General features: G+C 62.5%; 18 protein-coding genes. 6 read left to right on the top strand and 12 right to left on the bottom strand.

Features of this window, described 5'->3' with window-relative positions:
- Window positions 1-35 precede the first annotated feature (35 nt).
- Window positions 36-911 carry a carboxylate/amino acid/amine transporter gene (locus tag QD280_RS01520; protein ID WP_213113909.1) on the bottom strand — a complete coding sequence of 292 codons (876 nt, stop codon included), beginning with the start codon at window positions 909-911 and terminating at the stop codon, window positions 36-38.
- On the opposite strand from QD280_RS01520, the gene QD280_RS01515 reads away from it, so the two are divergent.
- Complete coding sequence (locus tag QD280_RS01515; protein ID WP_279838103.1) at window positions 910-1,476, top strand: DUF6314 family protein; 567 nt, start codon at window positions 910-912, stop codon at window positions 1,474-1,476. The two genes, QD280_RS01520 and QD280_RS01515, sit on opposite strands and share 2 nt — an antisense overlap.
- 112 nt (window positions 1,477-1,588) lie before the next feature.
- On the opposite strand, the gene QD280_RS01510 is transcribed toward QD280_RS01515, so the two are convergent.
- The 6 genes from QD280_RS01510 to QD280_RS01485 form a co-directional block, all read right to left on the bottom strand.
- On the bottom strand, window positions 1,589-2,272 hold the full coding sequence (locus tag QD280_RS01510; RefSeq protein ID WP_279838102.1) for a carboxylesterase: 684 nt from the start codon (window positions 2,270-2,272) through the stop codon (window positions 1,589-1,591).
- Between the two features lie 477 nt (window positions 2,273-2,749).
- Window positions 2,750-3,016, bottom strand: a complete 267-nt coding sequence (locus QD280_RS01505; protein WP_192837887.1) for a hypothetical protein — start codon at window positions 3,014-3,016, stop codon at window positions 2,750-2,752.
- 562 nt (window positions 3,017-3,578) lie between these two features.
- Entirely contained in the window at window positions 3,579-3,911 is a 333-nt protein-coding gene (locus QD280_RS01500) for a hypothetical protein (RefSeq protein WP_279838101.1), read from the bottom strand.
- A 115-nt stretch (window positions 3,912-4,026) separates the two neighbouring features.
- On the bottom strand, window positions 4,027-4,359 hold the full coding sequence (locus QD280_RS01495) for a hypothetical protein (RefSeq protein WP_043335408.1): 333 nt from the start codon (window positions 4,357-4,359) through the stop codon (window positions 4,027-4,029).
- 96 nt (window positions 4,360-4,455) lie between these two features.
- Window positions 4,456-4,788 carry a hypothetical protein gene (locus tag QD280_RS01490; protein ID WP_279838100.1) on the bottom strand — a complete coding sequence of 111 codons (333 nt, stop codon included), beginning with the start codon at window positions 4,786-4,788 and terminating at the stop codon, window positions 4,456-4,458.
- An 87-nt stretch (window positions 4,789-4,875) separates the two neighbouring features.
- On the bottom strand, window positions 4,876-5,217 hold the full coding sequence (locus QD280_RS01485) for a hypothetical protein (protein WP_107335218.1): 342 nt from the start codon (window positions 5,215-5,217) through the stop codon (window positions 4,876-4,878).
- A gap of 1,228 nt (window positions 5,218-6,445) precedes the next feature.
- Here QD280_RS01485 and QD280_RS01480 point away from each other — a divergent pair.
- Window positions 6,446-7,708 carry a DUF1853 family protein gene (locus tag QD280_RS01480; RefSeq protein WP_279838099.1) on the top strand — a complete coding sequence of 421 codons (1,263 nt, stop codon included), beginning with the start codon at window positions 6,446-6,448 and terminating at the stop codon, window positions 7,706-7,708.
- 269 nt (window positions 7,709-7,977) lie between these two features.
- Window positions 7,978-9,318 (top strand): branched-chain amino acid transport system II carrier protein, encoded by a 1,341-nt coding sequence (gene brnQ / locus QD280_RS01475; RefSeq protein ID WP_197738709.1) that lies wholly within the window; start codon window positions 7,978-7,980, stop codon window positions 9,316-9,318.
- A gap of 128 nt (window positions 9,319-9,446) precedes the next feature.
- Here the strand turns inward: brnQ and QD280_RS01470 are convergent, their stop codons facing one another.
- Together QD280_RS01470 and QD280_RS01465 are read right to left on the bottom strand one after the other, a co-directional pair.
- Window positions 9,447-9,947, bottom strand: a complete 501-nt coding sequence (locus QD280_RS01470) for a gamma-glutamylcyclotransferase (RefSeq protein ID WP_279838098.1) — start codon at window positions 9,945-9,947, stop codon at window positions 9,447-9,449.
- 87 nt (window positions 9,948-10,034) lie between these two features.
- The gene (locus QD280_RS01465) at window positions 10,035-10,400 is read right to left on the bottom strand and encodes a YqcC family protein (protein WP_279838097.1); all 366 of its coding nucleotides are present in this window, start codon (window positions 10,398-10,400) and stop codon (window positions 10,035-10,037) included.
- Between the two features lie 75 nt (window positions 10,401-10,475).
- On the opposite strand from QD280_RS01465, the gene QD280_RS01460 reads away from it, so the two are divergent.
- Window positions 10,476-12,464, top strand: a complete 1,989-nt coding sequence (locus QD280_RS01460) for a cation:proton antiporter (protein ID WP_082388800.1) — start codon at window positions 10,476-10,478, stop codon at window positions 12,462-12,464.
- A 199-nt stretch (window positions 12,465-12,663) separates the two neighbouring features.
- Entirely contained in the window at window positions 12,664-12,930 is a 267-nt protein-coding gene (locus tag QD280_RS01455; protein ID WP_054556810.1) for a late competence development ComFB family protein, read from the top strand.
- Window positions 12,931-13,121: 191 nt separating this feature from the next.
- Here the strand turns inward: QD280_RS01455 and QD280_RS01450 are convergent, their stop codons facing one another.
- The 3 genes from QD280_RS01450 to QD280_RS01440 form a co-directional block, all read right to left on the bottom strand.
- Window positions 13,122-13,886, bottom strand: coding sequence for an amino acid ABC transporter ATP-binding protein (locus QD280_RS01450; RefSeq protein ID WP_131431600.1), 765 nt, complete (start codon window positions 13,884-13,886; stop codon window positions 13,122-13,124).
- Window positions 13,883-14,557 carry an amino acid ABC transporter permease gene (locus tag QD280_RS01445; RefSeq protein WP_043335389.1) on the bottom strand — a complete coding sequence of 225 codons (675 nt, stop codon included), beginning with the start codon at window positions 14,555-14,557 and terminating at the stop codon, window positions 13,883-13,885. Before QD280_RS01445 ends, QD280_RS01450 begins: the two co-directional genes overlap by 4 nt.
- A gap of 147 nt (window positions 14,558-14,704) precedes the next feature.
- Window positions 14,705-15,439, bottom strand: coding sequence for an amino acid ABC transporter substrate-binding protein (locus QD280_RS01440; RefSeq protein ID WP_043335456.1), 735 nt, complete (start codon window positions 15,437-15,439; stop codon window positions 14,705-14,707).
- Between the two features lie 780 nt (window positions 15,440-16,219).
- Between QD280_RS01440 and QD280_RS01435 the strand changes: the two genes are divergently transcribed.
- Complete coding sequence (locus tag QD280_RS01435) at window positions 16,220-17,344, top strand: DUF3549 family protein (protein WP_279838096.1); 1,125 nt, start codon at window positions 16,220-16,222, stop codon at window positions 17,342-17,344.
- Window positions 17,345-17,623: the final 279 nt, after the last annotated feature.

Raw genomic sequence — 17,623 nt, 5'->3', positions numbered from 1 at the left:
GGTGCGATGTCTGGATTTGCTTATGGCACAGACTTTCAGGCCATGCGCAGCGCCTGCTCGCGGCGGCGCGCCCACACCTGATTGATCACCAATGCCGCCACGATGACCGCCCCACCCAGCGCCAGACGCGCCAGATCGGCGTCGCGGTTCCAGATCAGCAGATTGACCAGCAGGCCCGCCGGCACCAGCGCGTTGTTCATGATCGCCAGCGTGCCGGCATCGACCCGCGTCGCGCCCTTGTTCCACAGGAAGTAGCCCAGCCCCGAGGCCACGATGCCCAGCCAGCCCAGCACCACGAAGTGCACCGGCTGCGACGGCAGCTTGTCGGTACTGCCGAACAGCAGGAACATCACGATCACCAGCGCCAGCGCGCCGAGATAGAACCAGCCGAACACATGGCGATGGGCGACATCCGCCGGCAGCTGCGGGGCAACCTGACGGTAGGCCACCTGCCCGATGGCAAAGCACAGATTGGCGCCCTGCACGACCGCAAAGCCGAGCCAGAAGCCGTCACTGACCCCGTCGTAGCGAATGATCGCTGCACCCAGCACCGCAATTGCGGCGGTCAGCAGGTAGAATGGCGACAGGCGCTTGTTCATCAGGTCATCGAGCAAGGTGATGTAGATAGGCGTGAAGATGGTGAACAGCAGCACTTCCGGCACAGGCAGCAGCAGGAAGGAGCGATAGAAGAAGATGTACATCAGGCCGAGCTGGATCGCGCCGATGGCCATCAACTGGAAGCGCAGACGACCACTGATCGCCCGCGGGCGCATGAACGGCGCGAAGATCAGGCACGCCAGCACGATACGCGTCAGTACGGCCAGATAGCTATCGACCTGACCGGACAGATAGACGCCGATCAGGGAAAACGAGAAGGCCCAGAGGGCCGTGACACCAATCAGGTAGGACATGACGAGTAAACTCGGTAGCCAGAAGAAGTTGACACCAATTGTAACCCTCTATGCGCTGCTCGCGCAGATTCGCCGGCTGGATTTTTCGTCACGCTCCGGCCCGGCCTCGCGCAATGCCTGGTCTGGCCAGGGAAGCGGCGAGGTGACGGTAACCCGCGAAGCCACTGCCTCCCCTCACGACGGGTCACGACAAGCGGCTCAGCAAGAGGCGGAAAGCGTGGTATTTCTGGAACAGGGCCAGTTCCAGCTAGAGGGCCAGTCATCCAGCGTCAACTTCCACAACCGCTATCGCTGGCAGCTGGCCGCGGATGGCGAGGCGCTGTCGCTCAGTCATGAACGCCGTGGCCGCGATGCCGCCATCTTCCTGTTCGACCTGGTGGCCGACAGCGCTCGAGGCGAAGATCACTTCGTCAGTCGTGAAGCGCATCTGTGCATCGATGATCTCTACGCCGCCACGCTGGTCATCGTGCGCGATGAGGCGGGCAATGCCCTGGGCTTTGATCTCGACTGGCGCATCACCGGCCCGCGCAAGGATGAACACCTCGCCTACCGCTATCGCTGCTGAGCGCGACCAGCACTGGCAAAGACTACTGACGTCGCATGACGGGACCGCTGGCAGCACGTGAAAACGCCGCTGACGGATCACTCCGTCAGCGGCGTTTTTGCCTAGCGGCCGATCAGGCCAGCAGACGCGCCTTGAACCACTCACCGATCGCCTCGATTTCCTCGAGACACACGGCGTGCGCCATCGGCCAGGTCTGCCATTCCAGCGGATGACCCAGTGCACGCGCACTCTCGGCGCCCGCCTCGCCCAGTGCCAGCGGCACGATATCGTCGTGGGTACCGTGATGGACACTGATGGCCAGGCCTTGATTGGCGGCGCTCGGCGCAATGGTCGCGCTGGTCGCGAAATAGGTCGAGAGCGCCAGCAAGCCGCCCAACGGACGCTCGCAGCTCAACGCCGCCTCATAGACCACCGCGCCACCCTGGGAGAAGCCGGCCAGAATGATGCGCTCACTGGCGATGCCCTGAGCGATCTGCTCCTCGATCAAGGCATGCACGTAGGACGCGGATTCACGCAGCTGCACCTCATCGACGCGCCGCCCGAGATTCATCTCGAGAATGTCGTACCAGGCCGGCATGCGCATGCCGCCATTGACGGTCACGGCCAGCTCCTGTGCATGCGGAAAGACGAAACGCACGCCGTGATTCTCAGGCAGACCCAACGCAGGCACCACGGGCACGAAATCACTGCCGTCAGCACCCAGGCCGTGCAGCCAGATCACGCAGGCATCCGCCTGGGCGCTCGGCTCGATGATCTGAGGGGCACGGTGGCCATGCTGCTGTGATGCGTCACTCATATTCAGCTCCGGTCGGTAAGAAGGGGAATGCCGCCCAGCCTACCATTGACGCTGGCATCTGCCACCTGCGTGCCTCATGTTGCGTACAGCATGAATCCGGGCATAAAAAAACCCGCCATGGTGGCGGGCAATGAATGTCGGGACAGCGACACCCAGGACAGGAAAGCGTTTGAGAAAGGGTTTTGCCACCGAGTCGTTCAAGACGGGCTGGTGGAGGGGCCCAAAGCCCTTGCTCAAGCGTTCTGCTCACTATCCAAGTGTCTCTACGTCTGGGATATTTCCTTTCGCTTTCCCTGAATTTCGGTAGTCACTGGCTTGCGCATCAGTGCCTACGCCTTCGATCATCGCTGCGCGGTGATTCAAGCAGCGGCAATCAAATCACAGCGCTTCAATTGTTTCGCAATGACAACTTGCGGCATGAAGTCGTGTGAAGCGAGTCATGTGAACCGAGTCATGTGAACCATCATCATCGAAAGCTCAGCGATGATCGGCGTCGATATCGACTGCACCATGCACATCACTATCGGCAAACACATTGCCGCGGCTGGTGATCAGAATGTCAGGATTTGCGGCGTAGCGCTTTTCGCTCTTCTGATAATCACGCACTTCGCTGTGAATACCGTGAGATTGAGCGCTATTGAATCGCGCGTTGCTGCTGTCATCAGTGCTGATATCGGCACTGGCCAGACCGCTGGTGGCGAGGGCAAACGCTGCCAGGCCGTGAGTCATGAATGACTTGATCATCTTTCTATCCTCCGTTCATTTTCACTATCGAGTTGCCATGAAGTGACACATCATTGATCACTTCATGTACTGCGTATATCCAGGCGGGATATCTATCAGAGTTGATACTTGACATCACCCACGTGACCTATTGATAAAGACCATCAACAAGCACTACCCACAAGGATGCGGCTTACGATGGCGCGATATTCAGGCTTGCCCATGGCGGGACCCTTCTACGTCATCGTATTAGGCACGGGGCGTCGCTGCGTGGGATGACTCCCGACAGATACCGGCCATTTCAGGAAGGGTCAGACTGCCGTTTCGCTTCGCGACGAGGTATCACCTGGCGATCAGTGTCAGTGACACTGCTTTAAGACTGGCTTGTTCACGCTCTTAATTCTTCAAGCCCTTATGTCTCCAAGCCCTTATGTCTTCAAGCTCTAGCTGCTTGAAACTCTGGCTGCTGCTCATGACGACACTTGCTGCGGGGACACTTGAGTCAGTTGCTGCTATGCGTAGTCACGAATCAGAGCGGGGCTCAGACAACCTGAATCAGACAACCTGGCTCAGACAATCTGAATCAGACGCTTTCGCTCAGAGCATGTTGGACGCGAGTCGCGGAAACGCTCTTGCCAGCATCGTTGACGAATTGCTGGGCGTCGGACGCCAGGGTCTCGCGCTGACCTTCGATCGCAGCATCGTTCAAGGAGCTTTCGACACGGCCCGCAGCAACGCTCATGCCGGTATCGGCAAAGGTGCCTTGCTCGGCGGCGGCGGACTGGGCCTGGCCGTGAATGCCGGATTCGCTGAGCGCAGAACGCACCTGAAGGTCAGCGACGCTGTCTGCAAAGGCAGCACCGGTGGCAGCAACGGAAAGCGCGGTGGCGGCGATGAGGGTATTGAGCATTTTCATGAAATATCTCCAGTGAAATCTTTGTTCGGGTCAACTGGGCCAACCGGGTCAACAAGGTCAGCCAGGTCGCAAGCAGAGTCTGTCTTAGGTGCCGTCACTGTGACGGCGCGACGCATCAGGCGTTGTCGTTCAGGGCATGCTCGACACGTGACGCGGCAACGCTCTTGCCGGAATCATTGACGAACTGCTGAGTGTCGCGAGTGACCTGCGCCTGCTGGCCCTTGATGGTCTGGCTGTTCAGCGCCTGCTCGACACGGCTGGCCGCAACGCTCTTGCCTGCATCGGTGATGGCCTGCTGCTGAGTGGCTGCCTGCTGGGCCTGACCGTGGATCACGGATTCGCTGATGTTGGCGCGAACCTGCTGGTCGGCAACGCTATCGGCATTGGCGACGCCAGTGGCGGTCACGGACAGGGCAACGGCGGCGATAAGGGCATTGAGGGTTTTCATGAGATGACTCCAGAAAAGGTGAATAGCGAATAGATAAAAGGAAGATCAATGCTGCTGTGGTCCCGGGCCTGGGGCCATGAATCAGGACCTGCAGACTCAGGCGCTGTCGTTCAGTGCATCTTCAAAGCGTGATGCCGCGACACTCTTGCCGTTGTCGTTGCTCAGGCTCTGGCCGCGGGAGACGGCGTGCGTCTGTTCACCCTTGATGGTGTCGGCGTTCAGGGACTGCTCGACACGGTTGGCAGCGGCACTCATGCCGGACTCGGCAGCATTCAGCTGCGTCGCGGCGGGCTGCGCCTGACCGTGGATGACCTGTTCGCTCAGTGCGGCACGCACCTGGGCATCGGCAACACTTTCATCAGCGGTGGCAACGCCGGTGGCAGCAATGGAAATGGCAGCGGCGGCGATCAGGGAAGTCAGGGTTTTCATGATGATTCTCCAGAAATGGGCAAGGATCGAATGTCAGGTGAGGCGATGTTCGGGGGTCACCGAGTTGTCAGCGTGGCCCACTCTGCTTCAGGCGTTGTCGCTGATGTGCTGCTGAACGCGGCTAGCGGCGACGCTCTTGCCCTGATCATTGACGGTGGCGTTGGCCTGGGACACGGCAGCGGTATCGACGCCGCGGATGTGGTCAGCATTGAGCGCCTGCTCAACGCGACCGGCAGCAACGCTCATGCCCGTTTCGGAGAAACTCTGCTGGCTGGTGGCAGCCGGCTGAGTCTGGCCCATGATCTGCTGGCTGCTGATGGCGTTCTGGACGCGCACGGCGGCAGGGCTATCGTCGGCTGCGAACACGGAGGTGCTGGCAGTGGCGATGGCGACGGTAGCAATCAGAGTCTTGAGGGAAATGTTTTTCATGGTGTATCTCCTGGTCCTGGTGCGGATGCTTCCGCTTTGAGTCGTTGTCAGTCAGTGAAGGAGTGGTTTGCTGACCCCTGTCCGGGTCCTGGCCTTCACTGACTGTAGTGCGTGCTGCGTTTCGATGATTAACAGACTAATTGTTATGCTGCGTTCAAACTAGCCGTGCAACTGGAAGCTCACTGTTTCTCTTTGAGCAACGCCACTGGAAACGAACGGCCTTCCCCAGCGATTGACCCTCCTGCCCCTCTCATCACCCATAAAGCTATTGCAGTGGTTCTGAAAAAGACTTGTACAACATGGAGAGTGCAAGAATTCCTTGTTTGCGTGCTGGCCCATCCCCTTGAGCGGCGCTTCGGTCTGGCAGATCACTATCGACTTTGGTTGAGGAAGACAGTGTCTCGCCCACCACCTTGGTCGAACATGCTGCACGCTGCAGGGTGTGTCTTGCTGTGCTGATGAGTTATACGTCGCCACAGCAGAACTGGATGCCACAAAAACAAGAAAATGCGTATTTTTCTTTCTGCTTTGGCTGAGACGCCTGAAAACAGCGTCCAGCAGCAAGAAATTGTGCACATCAATCTTTACGAATATTCATTGACCGATTGTTCAGGGTGTGGATTCTGCCCCTCACACTGCCAGTCGGTGACGCCTTGCCCACTGATGTCGAGAAGATTCATGTCGCTCGACAACCAAGAGCTCGAGGTCAACCCCGCCTCATCAGCCCTGCATATTTGCTGCAACGTTGATGGAGTGCATTGTGAACCTCGCGAGGCGCGGGATATATCCCCGCACTGGAACAGGATTGATTCCCCCAGCGAATCAATTCAGCGCTCTTCCAACCCAGACGGAAGCCCCTTCACCCACCCACGCGAAGTAATCCCAACGTTTTCAATTGCTTAGGCGACCCACGTAACGATGTCAAAATGATGACAGCCCGGAGACAGCCGTCGCATTTCCGTCGGCGGACAGCAGAACGTGTTGGAAGAGCGGCGAGAAAGTGTCGCGTGAGCAGCGCAAGACTGGCGTAAAGGGTCGGACAAGAGTGGCGAGTGAGGAAAAGGAGCGAAAAGACAGAGGGGGCAGACAGAGGGAGCAGAGAGTGGGAGGAAAGGAGCAGCAGGACACCACGGCCGGCAAGCAGCACTCGGCTCGGTTCAGCACAGGGCCAGCCCCGAACGGTGCCACGCATTATCGACCGTCATCCGACGTGGGATACACTGGCGTCATGCCTATCGATCCCGAAGCCCCGCCCCATGCATCGCCCGGTGCAGCCGAGTCATCGCCCCCTTTTGCCCAATGGGCCGACTCCCCCTGTGCGACCGGCTGCGACCTGCGCCGCGACTGCGCGCACTACAGTCACCCGCGCGTCAGGGATATCGCCTGGCTTCTGAGTGCCCCAGACCTATTGCAGCTTGCGCGTTATCCGCGCCCGTCCCTGGCGGCACTCGGGCTGGAGGATGACCGCGTCCGCCACCGCTGGCTGATGACGCTGGAGCAGGCGCCCCACGCGCTCGAGGCCGCCGTGAATGAGCGCCGCCACTATCGCCTGGGCCACTACCATGAGCTGCTCTGGCAATTCGTGCTGGCACATGCGCCCGGCAGTCGCCTGCTGGTCAACAACCTCAGGATTTCCCAGAGCAAGATCACGCTGGGCGAGCTGGACATGCTCTATCTGGCGGCGCAGGACACGGCGCCCACGCACCTGGAGGTCGCGATCAAGTTCTATCTCGGCCTGCCCGAAGGCCCCGAAGCGGCCGACAGCCCCGCACGCTGGATAGGCCCCGGCGGCGCCGACAGCCTCGCCATCAAGTATCAGCGCAGCCTTGAGCATCAATTGCCCCTGGCCTATACCGAGCGCGGACAGCAGACGATCCGCCAGGCACTAGCCAGACAAGCACTGGCCAGACAGGCAGGCGCGAGCGAGACGAACCCGCCGCCGATAGAATGCCCGTCTGCCCCGCTGCTTGCAGGCCAGCAACTGGCATTGCCCGGCTGCCTGTTTCGCCCCTGGCAGCCAGACGTAGCTCCCGCCGACTGTCTGCCCTCGCCCCGCCATTGCCACCCCGAGAGTGCGCGCCAGGCCGGCTGGTGGATGAGCGTCAGCCAGTTTGCTGCCTTCTGTCAAACCCTCGAGGCCTCCCCGATGCATGGCGGCCCACTGCTGGGCTGTGTCAGGGAAAAACCTGCCTGGCTGGCCGCCCCGCCCGTGGCGTCGCTACAACCATGGCATGAACTGGACCGCTGGCTGCGCGATCACTTCGTGCCACCTGCCGCTGATGACCTCAGGCCGGACGAACCGGTTCAGCAGCACAGCCCCCAGCGCACGCATCAACACCCCCGCCAGCTGTGGCTGGAGCGCAGCGTGGCGGCGCCTGACGGCGAGCCGACCACCGCCAGCTCGCCCCGCCAGCAATGGCGGATCTTCGTGGTGCCGGACGACTGGCCGAGCTTCATTCCACTACCGCCCCCGGCGCCTGCCACGCAGTGAGCCTGCCGCGTGACTTGCTGGTGGCTTTGTCTTGCTACGTGAAATCAACGATAATGCGCCGCGTCAGATCAGGGTGGCGACAATCCGTCAGCCTGATCTCGCCATTCGGCCCGCGCGCAACACTACCCCGCTGCTCCCGGGTCTGCTGGTGACCCACCCCTGTCGCTAGCCAACGGCTTCTCGGCACGTCTTCTTGCCTGACCGACCACCTCATCGGTCACCTGATGACGCCTGCTGCAACGCATCTGCTGAATCCGTAGGACGTCATAGTGAAAACACGACTTTCCAGCCTCGATATCGTGGCGCTGGGCTTCATGACCTTTGCCCTCTTTCTGGGCGCAGGCAATATCATCTTCCCGCCTCAGGTGGGTCAGGGCGCGGGTGCCGAATTCTGGCCGGCGGCACTGGGCTTTCTGGCCACCGGTGTCGGCATGCCGCTGGCCGGTATCGTCGCGGTGGCCGTGATCGGCGGTGGCCTCGACAAGATCACCTCGCCGTTGCCCAAGTGGGCGGCCGCAGCCTTCGGCGTCGCCATCTACCTGTCCATCGGGCCGATGTTCGCGATTCCGCGCACCGGCACCGTGGCCTTCGAGATGGGCATGCGCCCCTTCATCGACATGTCAGCACAGAGCGGCCTGGCCCTGCATTCGGTGCTGTTCTTCGGCATCGCCACGCTGATCGCGCTGAGCCCGGGCAAGTTGATGGATGTGGTCGGCAAGTGGCTGACGCCGCTGCTGATCGCGCTGCTGGCGCTGATTGCGCTGTTCACCATCATCGACCCGCAGGGGCCGCTGGGGCCGGTGAGCCCCGAGTGGGCCGAGGCGCCATTCATGACCGGCTTCCAGCAGGGCTACCTGACCATGGATGCGCTGGCCTCGATGGTGTTCGGCATCCTGATCGTCTCGGCGATCAAGGCACGCGGCATCACCGCGACCGCTGACGTGACCCGCTACACCCTGTGGGCCGGCGCCATCGCCGCCATCTGTCTGGCCGCCGTCTATCTGCCGCTGACCTACATGGGCGCCACCAGCCATGCGCTGGTCAGCGAAGCGGCCAAGGGCGAGCTGATCCCGGTCTACGTCGAGGCACTGTTCGGCGATGCCGGCAAGCTGATCCTGGCGCTGGTCATCACCCTGGCGTGTCTGACCACCGCGGTGGGCCTGTTGACCTCCTGCGGCGAGTTCTTCCATCGCCTGCTGCCGAGCGTGCCCTACCGCCTGCTGGTGATCGTGATGGCCGTGGCCTCGGCGTTGATCGCCAATCTGGGCCTCTCGACCCTGATCAGCGTCTCGATTCCGGTACTGGTGACGCTCTATCCGCTGGTGCTGGTGCTGACGCTGCTGTCCTACCTGCGTCCGCGCCTGCACGATGCGCCGCGCGTGTTCGCCTGGACCCTGGGCCTGACGCTGCTGGTCAGCCTGCTGGATGGCTTCGAAGCCAGTGGCATCGACTCGCTGATGGCCATCTCGCACCGCATCGAGCCGCTGCTGCCGCTGGCCTCGATGAATCTGGGCTGGCTGGCGCCAGCGCTGGCGGGGCTGATCATCGGCATGCTGGCAAGCCGCCGTGACCAGACGAACCTGGACCCGGCACTGGCCGCGCAGGACTGAGGCTCACGCCAATCAGTCGCGCAGCGTGACCAGAAACACGAAAGCCCGCCTCTCCAATGAGAGGCGGGCTTTTTGTTGCCACACGACAGGTGACAGATGACAGGCACCCGTCCGCTATCAGGCGACCGTCAGCGCGGCGTACTGCGCGACAGGCCCAGCTGAGCCAGGGTGGCGTCATCCAGCGCATGCACGGCCTCGACGCCGCTCAGCGCCGTGAAGTAGTCCGGCGTCAGGAAGTCACGCCCGCCAAGCAGGTGCTCCAGGTATTCTCGTGCCGGCTTGAGGCCCTCGGCGGTGCGCTCGGGCAGCGCCACATACACCCAAGCGTCGATCACGCCTTCGCGGGTGATGATGGGATGAAGGAAACGCTCATATTCATGCGGGCGGCCTTCGAAGGGGTCCATCAGCGTGATCTGCTCGGCCTCGAGCAACTCATACAGCACGCCTTCGACGCGCTCGCCCGGCGCAGGCTGCACGTTGGCATGCGCGATACCATCGACCCGAGAGGCCTTGTCGAAACTCAGGCGATGCTCTTGCAGCCAACCATGCACGGCCCGTCGCGTCTCGCCGATGCGTGCCTCGACACGCGCCGGATTCATGTTGCTGCCGTAGGCGAAGTAATAGGCCATGCAAGCTCCTGACAGTTGTCTCGAGGCGCAATGCGAGGGCATCACGCCTGCATAGGGGCACAGTGGGCGGTGTCGGGTAGAGGAGGCTCAGTGCGTCGTGATCAGCGTGTCGATCTCGCGAATCACTTCCGTCATCGCCACGCGGCGCTCGGGGCGGGCATCCTTCAACCAGGCCTCGATGGCCGGCGCCACTTCACACCTGGCGGGGAACGGCGCGCGGGCATCGCACAACGCTTGCAGACGAGCGATGAACACGAAGCGCAGCCACTGACCCATGTCCATGCGATCGACACAGAATGGCTCCACACTCATGAAGGCCTGCGGAGATGGCGTGTCCATGCGCCACAGGTCTGCTGCCTTCATTGTCGCTTCCAGACGTGCCAGCAGCGCGCGCAGCTCGTCGTAGGGATTGCCGACGATCTCGCCGTCCTGGGGTTGTTCAGTCGGATTCATGCGACCTCCGTCAAATCATGCATGGTTCGTTCACGCTATTATCCCGATGATGCTCACGGAAGGCCAGGAGGCCGCATGGCAGACACGCTGTTCAATGATGTGATGATACTGCTGGGAGCCTCGGTAGTGGCCGCGGCGCTGTTCCGCCGCCTGCATCTGCCGCCGGTGCTGGCCTATCTGGCGGTCGGCTTTCTGGTCGGCCCCCATCTGGCGGGCTGGATCGGTCGCCCGGAAGAACTCGCCTTCCTGTCGGAATTCGGGCTGGTATTTCTGCTCTTCTCGCTCGGCCTCGAATTCTCGGTGCCGCGCATGCGCGCGCTCAAGACCACGGTGTTCGGGCTGGGTGCCTGTCAGGTGGCGGTATGCAGCGGCCTGTTCTGGGCGCTGGGCTCGGCGCTGGGCCTGTCACCAGCGGCGGCGCTGGTCGCGGCCGGTGCGCTGGGGCTTTCCTCCACCGCCATCGTCACGCGGGAACTGGCGCGCTGGAATGAGCTGGACAGCCCCCACGGCCATGCCGCCGTGGGCGTGCTGCTGTTCCAGGACCTCGCCGCCCTGCTGTTCCTGATCCTGATTCCGGCCATGGCTGGTGATGGCAGCCAGCTGCTCAGTGACCTGGGCCTGATGCTCATCAAGGGGCTGGGGCTGGTGGCGGTGATGCTGATGATCGGCAAGTGGGTGCTGCCGTTCGTGTTCCAGGAAATCTCGCGCGCGCGCTCGGAAGAGCTGTTCGTGCTCACCGTGCTGCTGGTGGCGCTGTTCTCCGCCTGGCTGACCCACAGCCTGCACCTGTCGATGGCGCTGGGCGCCTTCCTGGCCGGGATGATGCTCGGCGAGAGCCATTTCCGCCATCAGATCGAGGCCGACATCCGGCCCTTCCGCGACATCCTGCTGGGGCTGTTCTTCGTCTCGGTGGGTATGTTGCTGGACCCGCAGGTGTTGCTGGCCCAGTGGTATTGGGTCGTCATCGGCGTGGCCTGCCTGCTGGCGACCAAGGCACTGCTGATCACCGGACTGGCGCGCCTCTCCGGCCGCCCGCTGGACAGCGCGCTGCGCACTGGCCTGGTGCTGTCCCAGGGTGGCGAATTCGGCTTCGCGCTGCTGGCCCTGGCCAGTCAGCAACGCCTGATGGACAACGAGACCGTGGGCCTGGTGGTGGCGATCATCATCGGCTCGCTGGTGGTCACGCCCAGCCTGATTCGCCACAACCAGCAGCTGACGCGCCGCCTGTGTCGCTCCACCACGCCCACCCAGGAGAACCCGCACACCACCGCGGAGCTGAGCGCCGCCACCGCCCCGCTCAGTGGCCATGTCATCGTGTGTGGCTTCGGGCGTGTCGGCCAGACGGTGGGACGATTTCTCACTCAGGAGAAACTTGAGTGGATCGCCATCGATGCCGACCCCATCCGCGTCCACGAGGCCGCCAGCGCCGGCGAGCCGGTGGTGTTCGGTGATGCGCAGCGTCTGGAAATCCTGCGCGCACTCGGTATCGAGCGCGCCCGTCAGGTGGTGATCACCGTCAATCAGCTCTCGCATGCGCTGGCCATTCTGCGTGCCATCCAGCCGTTGGAGCTCGAGAACCTCAAGGTGCTGGTGCGCACCCAGGATGACGCGGACCTCGAGACCTACAAGGCCGCCGGGGCCACCGAGGTGATTCCCGAGGTGCTCGAGGGCTCGCTGATGCTGGTCTCGCATGTGCTGGTCAATCTCGAGGTGCCCTTCCGACGGGTGGCGCGCTCGATCCAGAATGCGCGCGAGGCTCGCTACAGCATGCTGCATGGCTATTTCCATGGTCAGCAGTCCCAGCTGACCGACAAACGCGGCAACCCGCTGCTGCGGCGTCATCCGCTGACGCTGACCGCCGATGCCTGGGCCTGTGGCCGGCGACTGGACGACATCGCCCTGCCGGAAGTGTGCGGCATTCTCGTCTCACGCGTGGTGCGCGCCAGTGGCGAGAACCTGGAAGAGCCCACCGGCGACCTGACGCTGGCGTGTGGCGATACACTGGTATTATCGGGATTGGCTGATCATATTGAAGAGGCGGAAACCCGCCTGCTGACCGGCTGACAGGCCTTGAGCGGCAGGCGACACCCAAGACTCCGCCGCCTGCTGTCCTGCCGCCAGCAACCGAGCTGGCGTGCGGGAGGGAGAGCGTCACAGAGAGTCAGCTCGGATGAAAAAACTGATGAGCACACTGAAGGGATCGACATGTCAGGGGGCACGGCCCTGCATGGGAGATAGCCCCCATCACCAGGAGGCAATACACATGGAAAGCGCAGGCGTACACAACTACATGGAGCAGCTGGTGCTCGACCAGCTGCGCTTGCATCCCGATAGCCATGCCATGGATGTCGACAGCCGCGAAGACGTGGCCTGCATCGCGCTCAATCAGCTGGCGCCCCGCTATATCCGCCACGACGTCGACATGGCGTTCTACATGGCGCCCGCCGAGCAGGAGCTGCTGGAAGAGCGCGTCTCGATGGCGCTTCAGGAAGCCTTCGACAAGGTGCGTTCGATGCCCCGCCACGGCTAGCCACGCGCTGCGGCCCCATGAAGCGTCGCCCTGAACGCGCCCTGCAACACCAGAAGCGGGTCAATGATCACCGCCAGAGAAACGACAACGGCCACCGCGATGGATATCGCGGTGGCCGTTGTGTCTGTCGCAGATGCTGCCCGAGGCGTTACCTCACGTGGCCTGAGGGGCACTACCTCAATCGGACAGCATCAGATTCCCTCGGCGCACTGCGGCGGCACTTCATCCAGCACCTTGCGCAGGAAGGCGCGCGTGCGGTCATCCTTCGGCGCGCTGAACAGCTGACTCGGCGGCCCCTGCTCGACGATACGTCCGCCTTCCATGAAGATGACGCGGTCGGCGACTTCCCGCGCGAACTGCATCTCGTGGGTGACCACGATCATGGTCTGGCGCTCGACCGCCAGCTGCTTCATCAGCTCCAGCACCTCATCGACCCATTCCGGGTCCAGTGCCGAGGTCGGCTCATCGAACAGGATCACCTCGGCCTGGGCGGCCATGGCGCGCCCGATGCCGATACGCTGCTGCTGACCACCGGACAAAGCCGCCGGGAAGGCATCCGCCTTCTCGCTCATGCCGATACGCTCGAGAATCTCGCGCGCCCGCTGGTGCGCCTTGGCCTTTGGCCAGCCATTGACGACGATCAGGCCCTCGGCAATGTTCTCCAGCGCCGTCTTGTTGGCGAACAGCGCATAGTTCTGGAACACGAAGGCACTGCTGCGACGCAGTCCCAGAATGTCGTGACGGCTGGCGCGCGTGGCCTCGACCTTGCGTTCGCCGATCTGGATCTCGCCACCATCGGGCTGCTCGAGGAAGTTGATGCAGCGCAGCAGCGTGGACTTGCCGGTGCCTGACGGGCCGATGACGACGATGATCTCACCCTGCTTCACTTCCAGAGTGATGCCATCGAGTACGGCCTGCCCGCCGAATTTCTTGACCAGGTTTCTGACTGCAATCATCGCTGATAGGCCTTGTTGAGACGTTTCTCCATCCAGCGCTGCACGAAGGACAGCCCTTCCACCATCACCCAGTAGACGATGGCCACCATGATGAAGGATTCAAAGTACAGGAAGCTGCTGGCCGCTTCCTTCTGGGTCGCGCCCATCAACTCGGTCACCCCCAGCGTGAAGGCCAGCGACGTGGACTTGATCATGTCCACGAAGTAGTTCATCAGCGTGGGGGCCGCCACGCGGGCCGCCTGGGGCAGCACGATGCGTCGCATCAGCTGGACATTGGTCATGCCGATCGAGAGCGCCGCTTCGGTCTGGCTGCGATCGACCCCGACGATGGCGGCGCGAATGGATTCGGCCATGTAGGCCGAGAAGTGCAGCGTCAGGCCGAGAATCGTCGCGGTGACGCCATCGATCTGGGTCAGGAACGCCATCACCTGCGGCAGACCGTAGTAGAACAGGAACAACTGCACCAGCAGCGGTGTGCCGCGGAAGAAGGAGATGAACACGATGGTCAGCGCATTCAGCACCGGCACCTTGAGCACCCGCACTACCGCCAACAGCGAGGCCAGCACCAGCGCGGCCACCATGCCGATACAGGCCATCTTGAGTGTCAGTGGCAGGTATTTGAGCATGACCGGCAACAGGCCAAGCATGTAATCGATATTGAGAGTATCCATTCGTTATCCGGACAGGCTGGGGGCTTGGCTGAGGGTCTGGAAAGACACCCGTCGACATGACGACAACGGGGCGACGGTCAAGCCGTCACCCCGTTGGCACATGACATCCTGGCATGCGCCCTTGTATCAGGGCGCAGCGGGCAATGTTCAAGGCGTGGTGATGTCGTTGCCGAACCACTTGTTGGAAATCTCGGCCAGGCGGCCATTTTCCTTGAGCTCGGTCAGCGCGGCATCCACCTCGTCACGCTTGGCCTCACCTTCGGCGTCCTTGCGGAACGGCAGTGCGTTCTCCAGGCGCGAGAACGGCTTGCCAGCCAGTTCCAGCGGCAGCGGCGTCTTCTGGATCACCTGGCTTGCGCTGACGCGGTCCATCACGAAGGCATCGACACGGCCCAGGGCGGTGTCCTGCTCGATGTTGGACTCATAGGTCTTGATGTCGATCTGGTCGGCGTAGGGCAGCTCTTTCATCAGCGCTTCGTAGTTGGAGCCCAGGTTGACCGCCACGCTGTGGCCCTTGAGGGACTCGACGCCGGTGATCTCGTCATTGCCGCGACGCTTGACCACCTGAGCCCCGTCATAGACGTAGGGCTGGGTGAAGGCGAACTTGGCCTTACGCGCATCGGTGATGGTGATCTGGTTGGCCACGGTATCGATACGGCCGGCTTCCAGCGAGCCGATCAGGCCGGAGAAGCTCATGGTCACGAATTCGATGTCGTCGCCGGTGATCTCGCCGACGGCGTTGAGGACATCCACTTCAAAGCCCTGCAGCTTGTCCTGCTTGACGAAGGTGAACGGGAAGTAGCCGCCCGACATGCCGACCTTGAGGGTGTCAGCCTGTGCCGCCAGGCTGCCCAGGGTGGTCGCGCCCAGCGCGGCAGCCATCACGGCGCCCTTGAGAGCGGTAGAAGAGAAGACAGCTGCGAGCGAACGTGATTGGCGCATCGGGATTCCTCATGGATCGCAAGACTGGGCCATTGGCGCTGGACGGTCGCTGACATTCGGCTGATCGCGGATGTCGAGCCAACAGAACAGGTATAAGCACAGCCTTTTATATGTGATTTGGTTGTATAGGATAACGGGACTGCCCCGCATTCCCAATCATTTCATCCCTTAAGGACATAACCAGAAGGAATAAGACAGCAATTCTGTCAATGAGCGCGATTCTAGCATGCCTGTCATGGCGGGCCAGTGGCGCCGTCTGGGCCACCTGCAGCGCTAGATGTCAGCCTGACGACAAGTGGATGACAGTTATTCACGCCATCCGTGGACGATGCTGTGGATAACCCGTCTCGGTCACGCTGCAAGCCGCGCCAGCCGTGGGATGACGAAAATTGATCAAAAAATCATCAACCTGTAAAACGCTCAGCGGGACTTGAGGTGCCGCGTCATCTGTCAAGCCGTCACGGGTCGAAAGAGCGGCCATAATAGGGACAGGTCGCCCTCTTCCCTCTGGCCGCCAGCACACGCCAGCGGGTGGCATGACAGCCGGTGAATCGCTAAAGTCGCTGCCATTCCAGACATGCTCAGGCACATGTCACGCGCCGGCAGCTGTCACTCAACGACACATGCCACGCCTGGCAATGATGCTCGACAAGACTCTTTTCTTCCGTTCTTCCGCACGCCAAGCCAAGGCGTGGCGGAGACACAGCCGTGGTGAGCCTCATGACTCCTCTCTCTTCCTTGAGCAACTTCTTCACACGCACCGGCGCCGAGCTGCACCTTTATCACCTGGGTCGCACCCTGGCGCCGCTCAGTCTTGAGCAACTGGAAGCCTTCGAGACCGAACAGCAGCCGTGGGAGCAGCCCTTCAAGGGCCAGGCCCGCCTGGCATGCGTGTTCCGTCCGGCCGGGCTCGACGATCCGCTGGTGTGGTTTCTGGCCCTGCCGCTGGATGAGGAAGGCCGTCTGTCCCCCGCGCAACGCGACGCCTTCCTGGAACGCCTGATCACGACGCTGGGTCAGACGGCGCTGACCGTCGGCCGGCCTGATCTCCAGCAGGCCGAGGCAGGCAAGATCGACAATCTGATGCAGGACAATCCGCTGGCCTTCACGCCGGATGACAGCCTGCGCGCCATGCTGCACGCCCGTGCCAGTCTCGATTGCGACCGCCCTGCCAGCCAGTACTACGAGCTCGCCGAGCAGTATCTCACCGCCCAGCTACCGCTGGATGACTGGCCGTCACTCGGTCTGCAGGGCATCGCCGACGTGCTGACACGGCGCGGCGAGCTGTCCAGCGAGCTTGCCGCGGCCTTCGTGCAGCGTCTGGCTGACCTGCCGGACACGCCGCTGCGCGCCATCGCGCTGTGTCTGGAGCAGGCACCGCCCGCCCATGCCCAGCTGGCCGCCCCGCTGCCGGAGGAATACGAGACCGAGCTGCTCACCGCCTTGATCGCGCGTGGTCAGGCTGCACGTGACCTGGGGGATCTGGAGACGCTGTGCGCCTGCCTGCGGGCTGCCGGTGCCAGCCCACGCCCTGCGGCGGCGGAGTGGATCGATGCCCTGCTGGCCGACGACGAGGCCGTCAATGTCGACGTGCTGGTCGCGATCGCCGCGCGCGGCTACGCCCATCTGGAAGATGCCGAACGTCTGCCGGCCTTCCTGACCCGCCTGGCCAGCTGCCCGCAGGCCAACTTCGCTGCCCTGGCCCGCGACCTCGCCCTGATTCCGCGTCTGCGTCTGCCGGTACTGATGACGCTGCGCAACGCAAGCGCGGACAGCCCGCTGGGTCAGGCGCTTGCCGCCCTGACACGCCAGGCCGATACCGGCAATCCTGCCCCGCGTCATTGACGCCGGGCATGCCCACAGGTGACAGTGCTTGAGATCATGCGCATAACCCACGACACTTGATCGAACACTTGAACAGACACTTGATCGGACACTTGCTCAAGGCATGGAATCGGGGCTGATCGGCACCGGTGAACAAGGCGCGCGGCAACGCGCCACCGGCACGATGTCACCCGCGCCTGTGGCCGTGGGTGATTTGCCCAGCGCCCGCAAGCGAGGCGTCCGGCGGCGATGAAAGCGCGCCATCACCGCGCGCCATGACCGCGTGCCCGGGGCGGTTTT

The sequence above is a fragment of the Cobetia sp. 1AS1 genome (assembly GCF_029846435.1).
Classification (GTDB): domain Bacteria; phylum Pseudomonadota; class Gammaproteobacteria; order Pseudomonadales; family Halomonadaceae; genus Cobetia; species Cobetia amphilecti.
The sequence above is the reverse complement of the archived record's forward strand: the minus strand, read 5'-3'. Positions and strand labels throughout refer to the sequence as shown.

Bases quoted from the DNA above. Each gene is read 5' to 3' on its own strand.
- QD280_RS01515 (WP_279838103.1), top strand. From the start codon at position 910: ATGACGAGTAAACTCGGTAGCCAGAAGAAGTTGACACCAATTGTAACC.
- QD280_RS01520 (WP_213113909.1), bottom strand. From the start codon at position 911: ATGTCCTACCTGATTGGTGTCACGGCCCTCTGGGCCTTCTCGTTTTCC.
- QD280_RS01510 (WP_279838102.1), bottom strand. From the start codon at position 2,272: ATGAGTGACGCATCACAGCAGCATGGCCACCGTGCCCCTCAGATCATC.
- QD280_RS01505 (WP_192837887.1), bottom strand. From the start codon at position 3,016: ATGATCAAGTCATTCATGACTCACGGCCTGGCAGCGTTTGCCCTCGCC.
- QD280_RS01500 (WP_279838101.1), bottom strand. From the start codon at position 3,911: ATGAAAATGCTCAATACCCTCATCGCCGCCACCGCGCTTTCCGTTGCT.
- QD280_RS01495 (WP_043335408.1), bottom strand. From the start codon at position 4,359: ATGAAAACCCTCAATGCCCTTATCGCCGCCGTTGCCCTGTCCGTGACC.
- QD280_RS01490 (WP_279838100.1), bottom strand. From the start codon at position 4,788: ATGAAAACCCTGACTTCCCTGATCGCCGCCGCTGCCATTTCCATTGCT.
- QD280_RS01485 (WP_107335218.1), bottom strand. From the start codon at position 5,217: ATGAAAAACATTTCCCTCAAGACTCTGATTGCTACCGTCGCCATCGCC.
- QD280_RS01480 (WP_279838099.1), top strand. From the start codon at position 6,446: ATGCCTATCGATCCCGAAGCCCCGCCCCATGCATCGCCCGGTGCAGCC.
- QD280_RS01470 (WP_279838098.1), bottom strand. From the start codon at position 9,947: ATGGCCTATTACTTCGCCTACGGCAGCAACATGAATCCGGCGCGTGTC.
- QD280_RS01465 (WP_279838097.1), bottom strand. From the start codon at position 10,400: ATGAATCCGACTGAACAACCCCAGGACGGCGAGATCGTCGGCAATCCC.
- QD280_RS01460 (WP_082388800.1), top strand. From the start codon at position 10,476: ATGGCAGACACGCTGTTCAATGATGTGATGATACTGCTGGGAGCCTCG.
- QD280_RS01455 (WP_054556810.1), top strand. From the start codon at position 12,664: ATGGAAAGCGCAGGCGTACACAACTACATGGAGCAGCTGGTGCTCGAC.
- QD280_RS01450 (WP_131431600.1), bottom strand. From the start codon at position 13,886: ATGATTGCAGTCAGAAACCTGGTCAAGAAATTCGGCGGGCAGGCCGTA.
- QD280_RS01445 (WP_043335389.1), bottom strand. From the start codon at position 14,557: ATGGATACTCTCAATATCGATTACATGCTTGGCCTGTTGCCGGTCATG.
- QD280_RS01440 (WP_043335456.1), bottom strand. From the start codon at position 15,439: ATGGCTGCCGCGCTGGGCGCGACCACCCTGGGCAGCCTGGCGGCACAG.
- QD280_RS01435 (WP_279838096.1), top strand. From the start codon at position 16,220: ATGACTCCTCTCTCTTCCTTGAGCAACTTCTTCACACGCACCGGCGCC.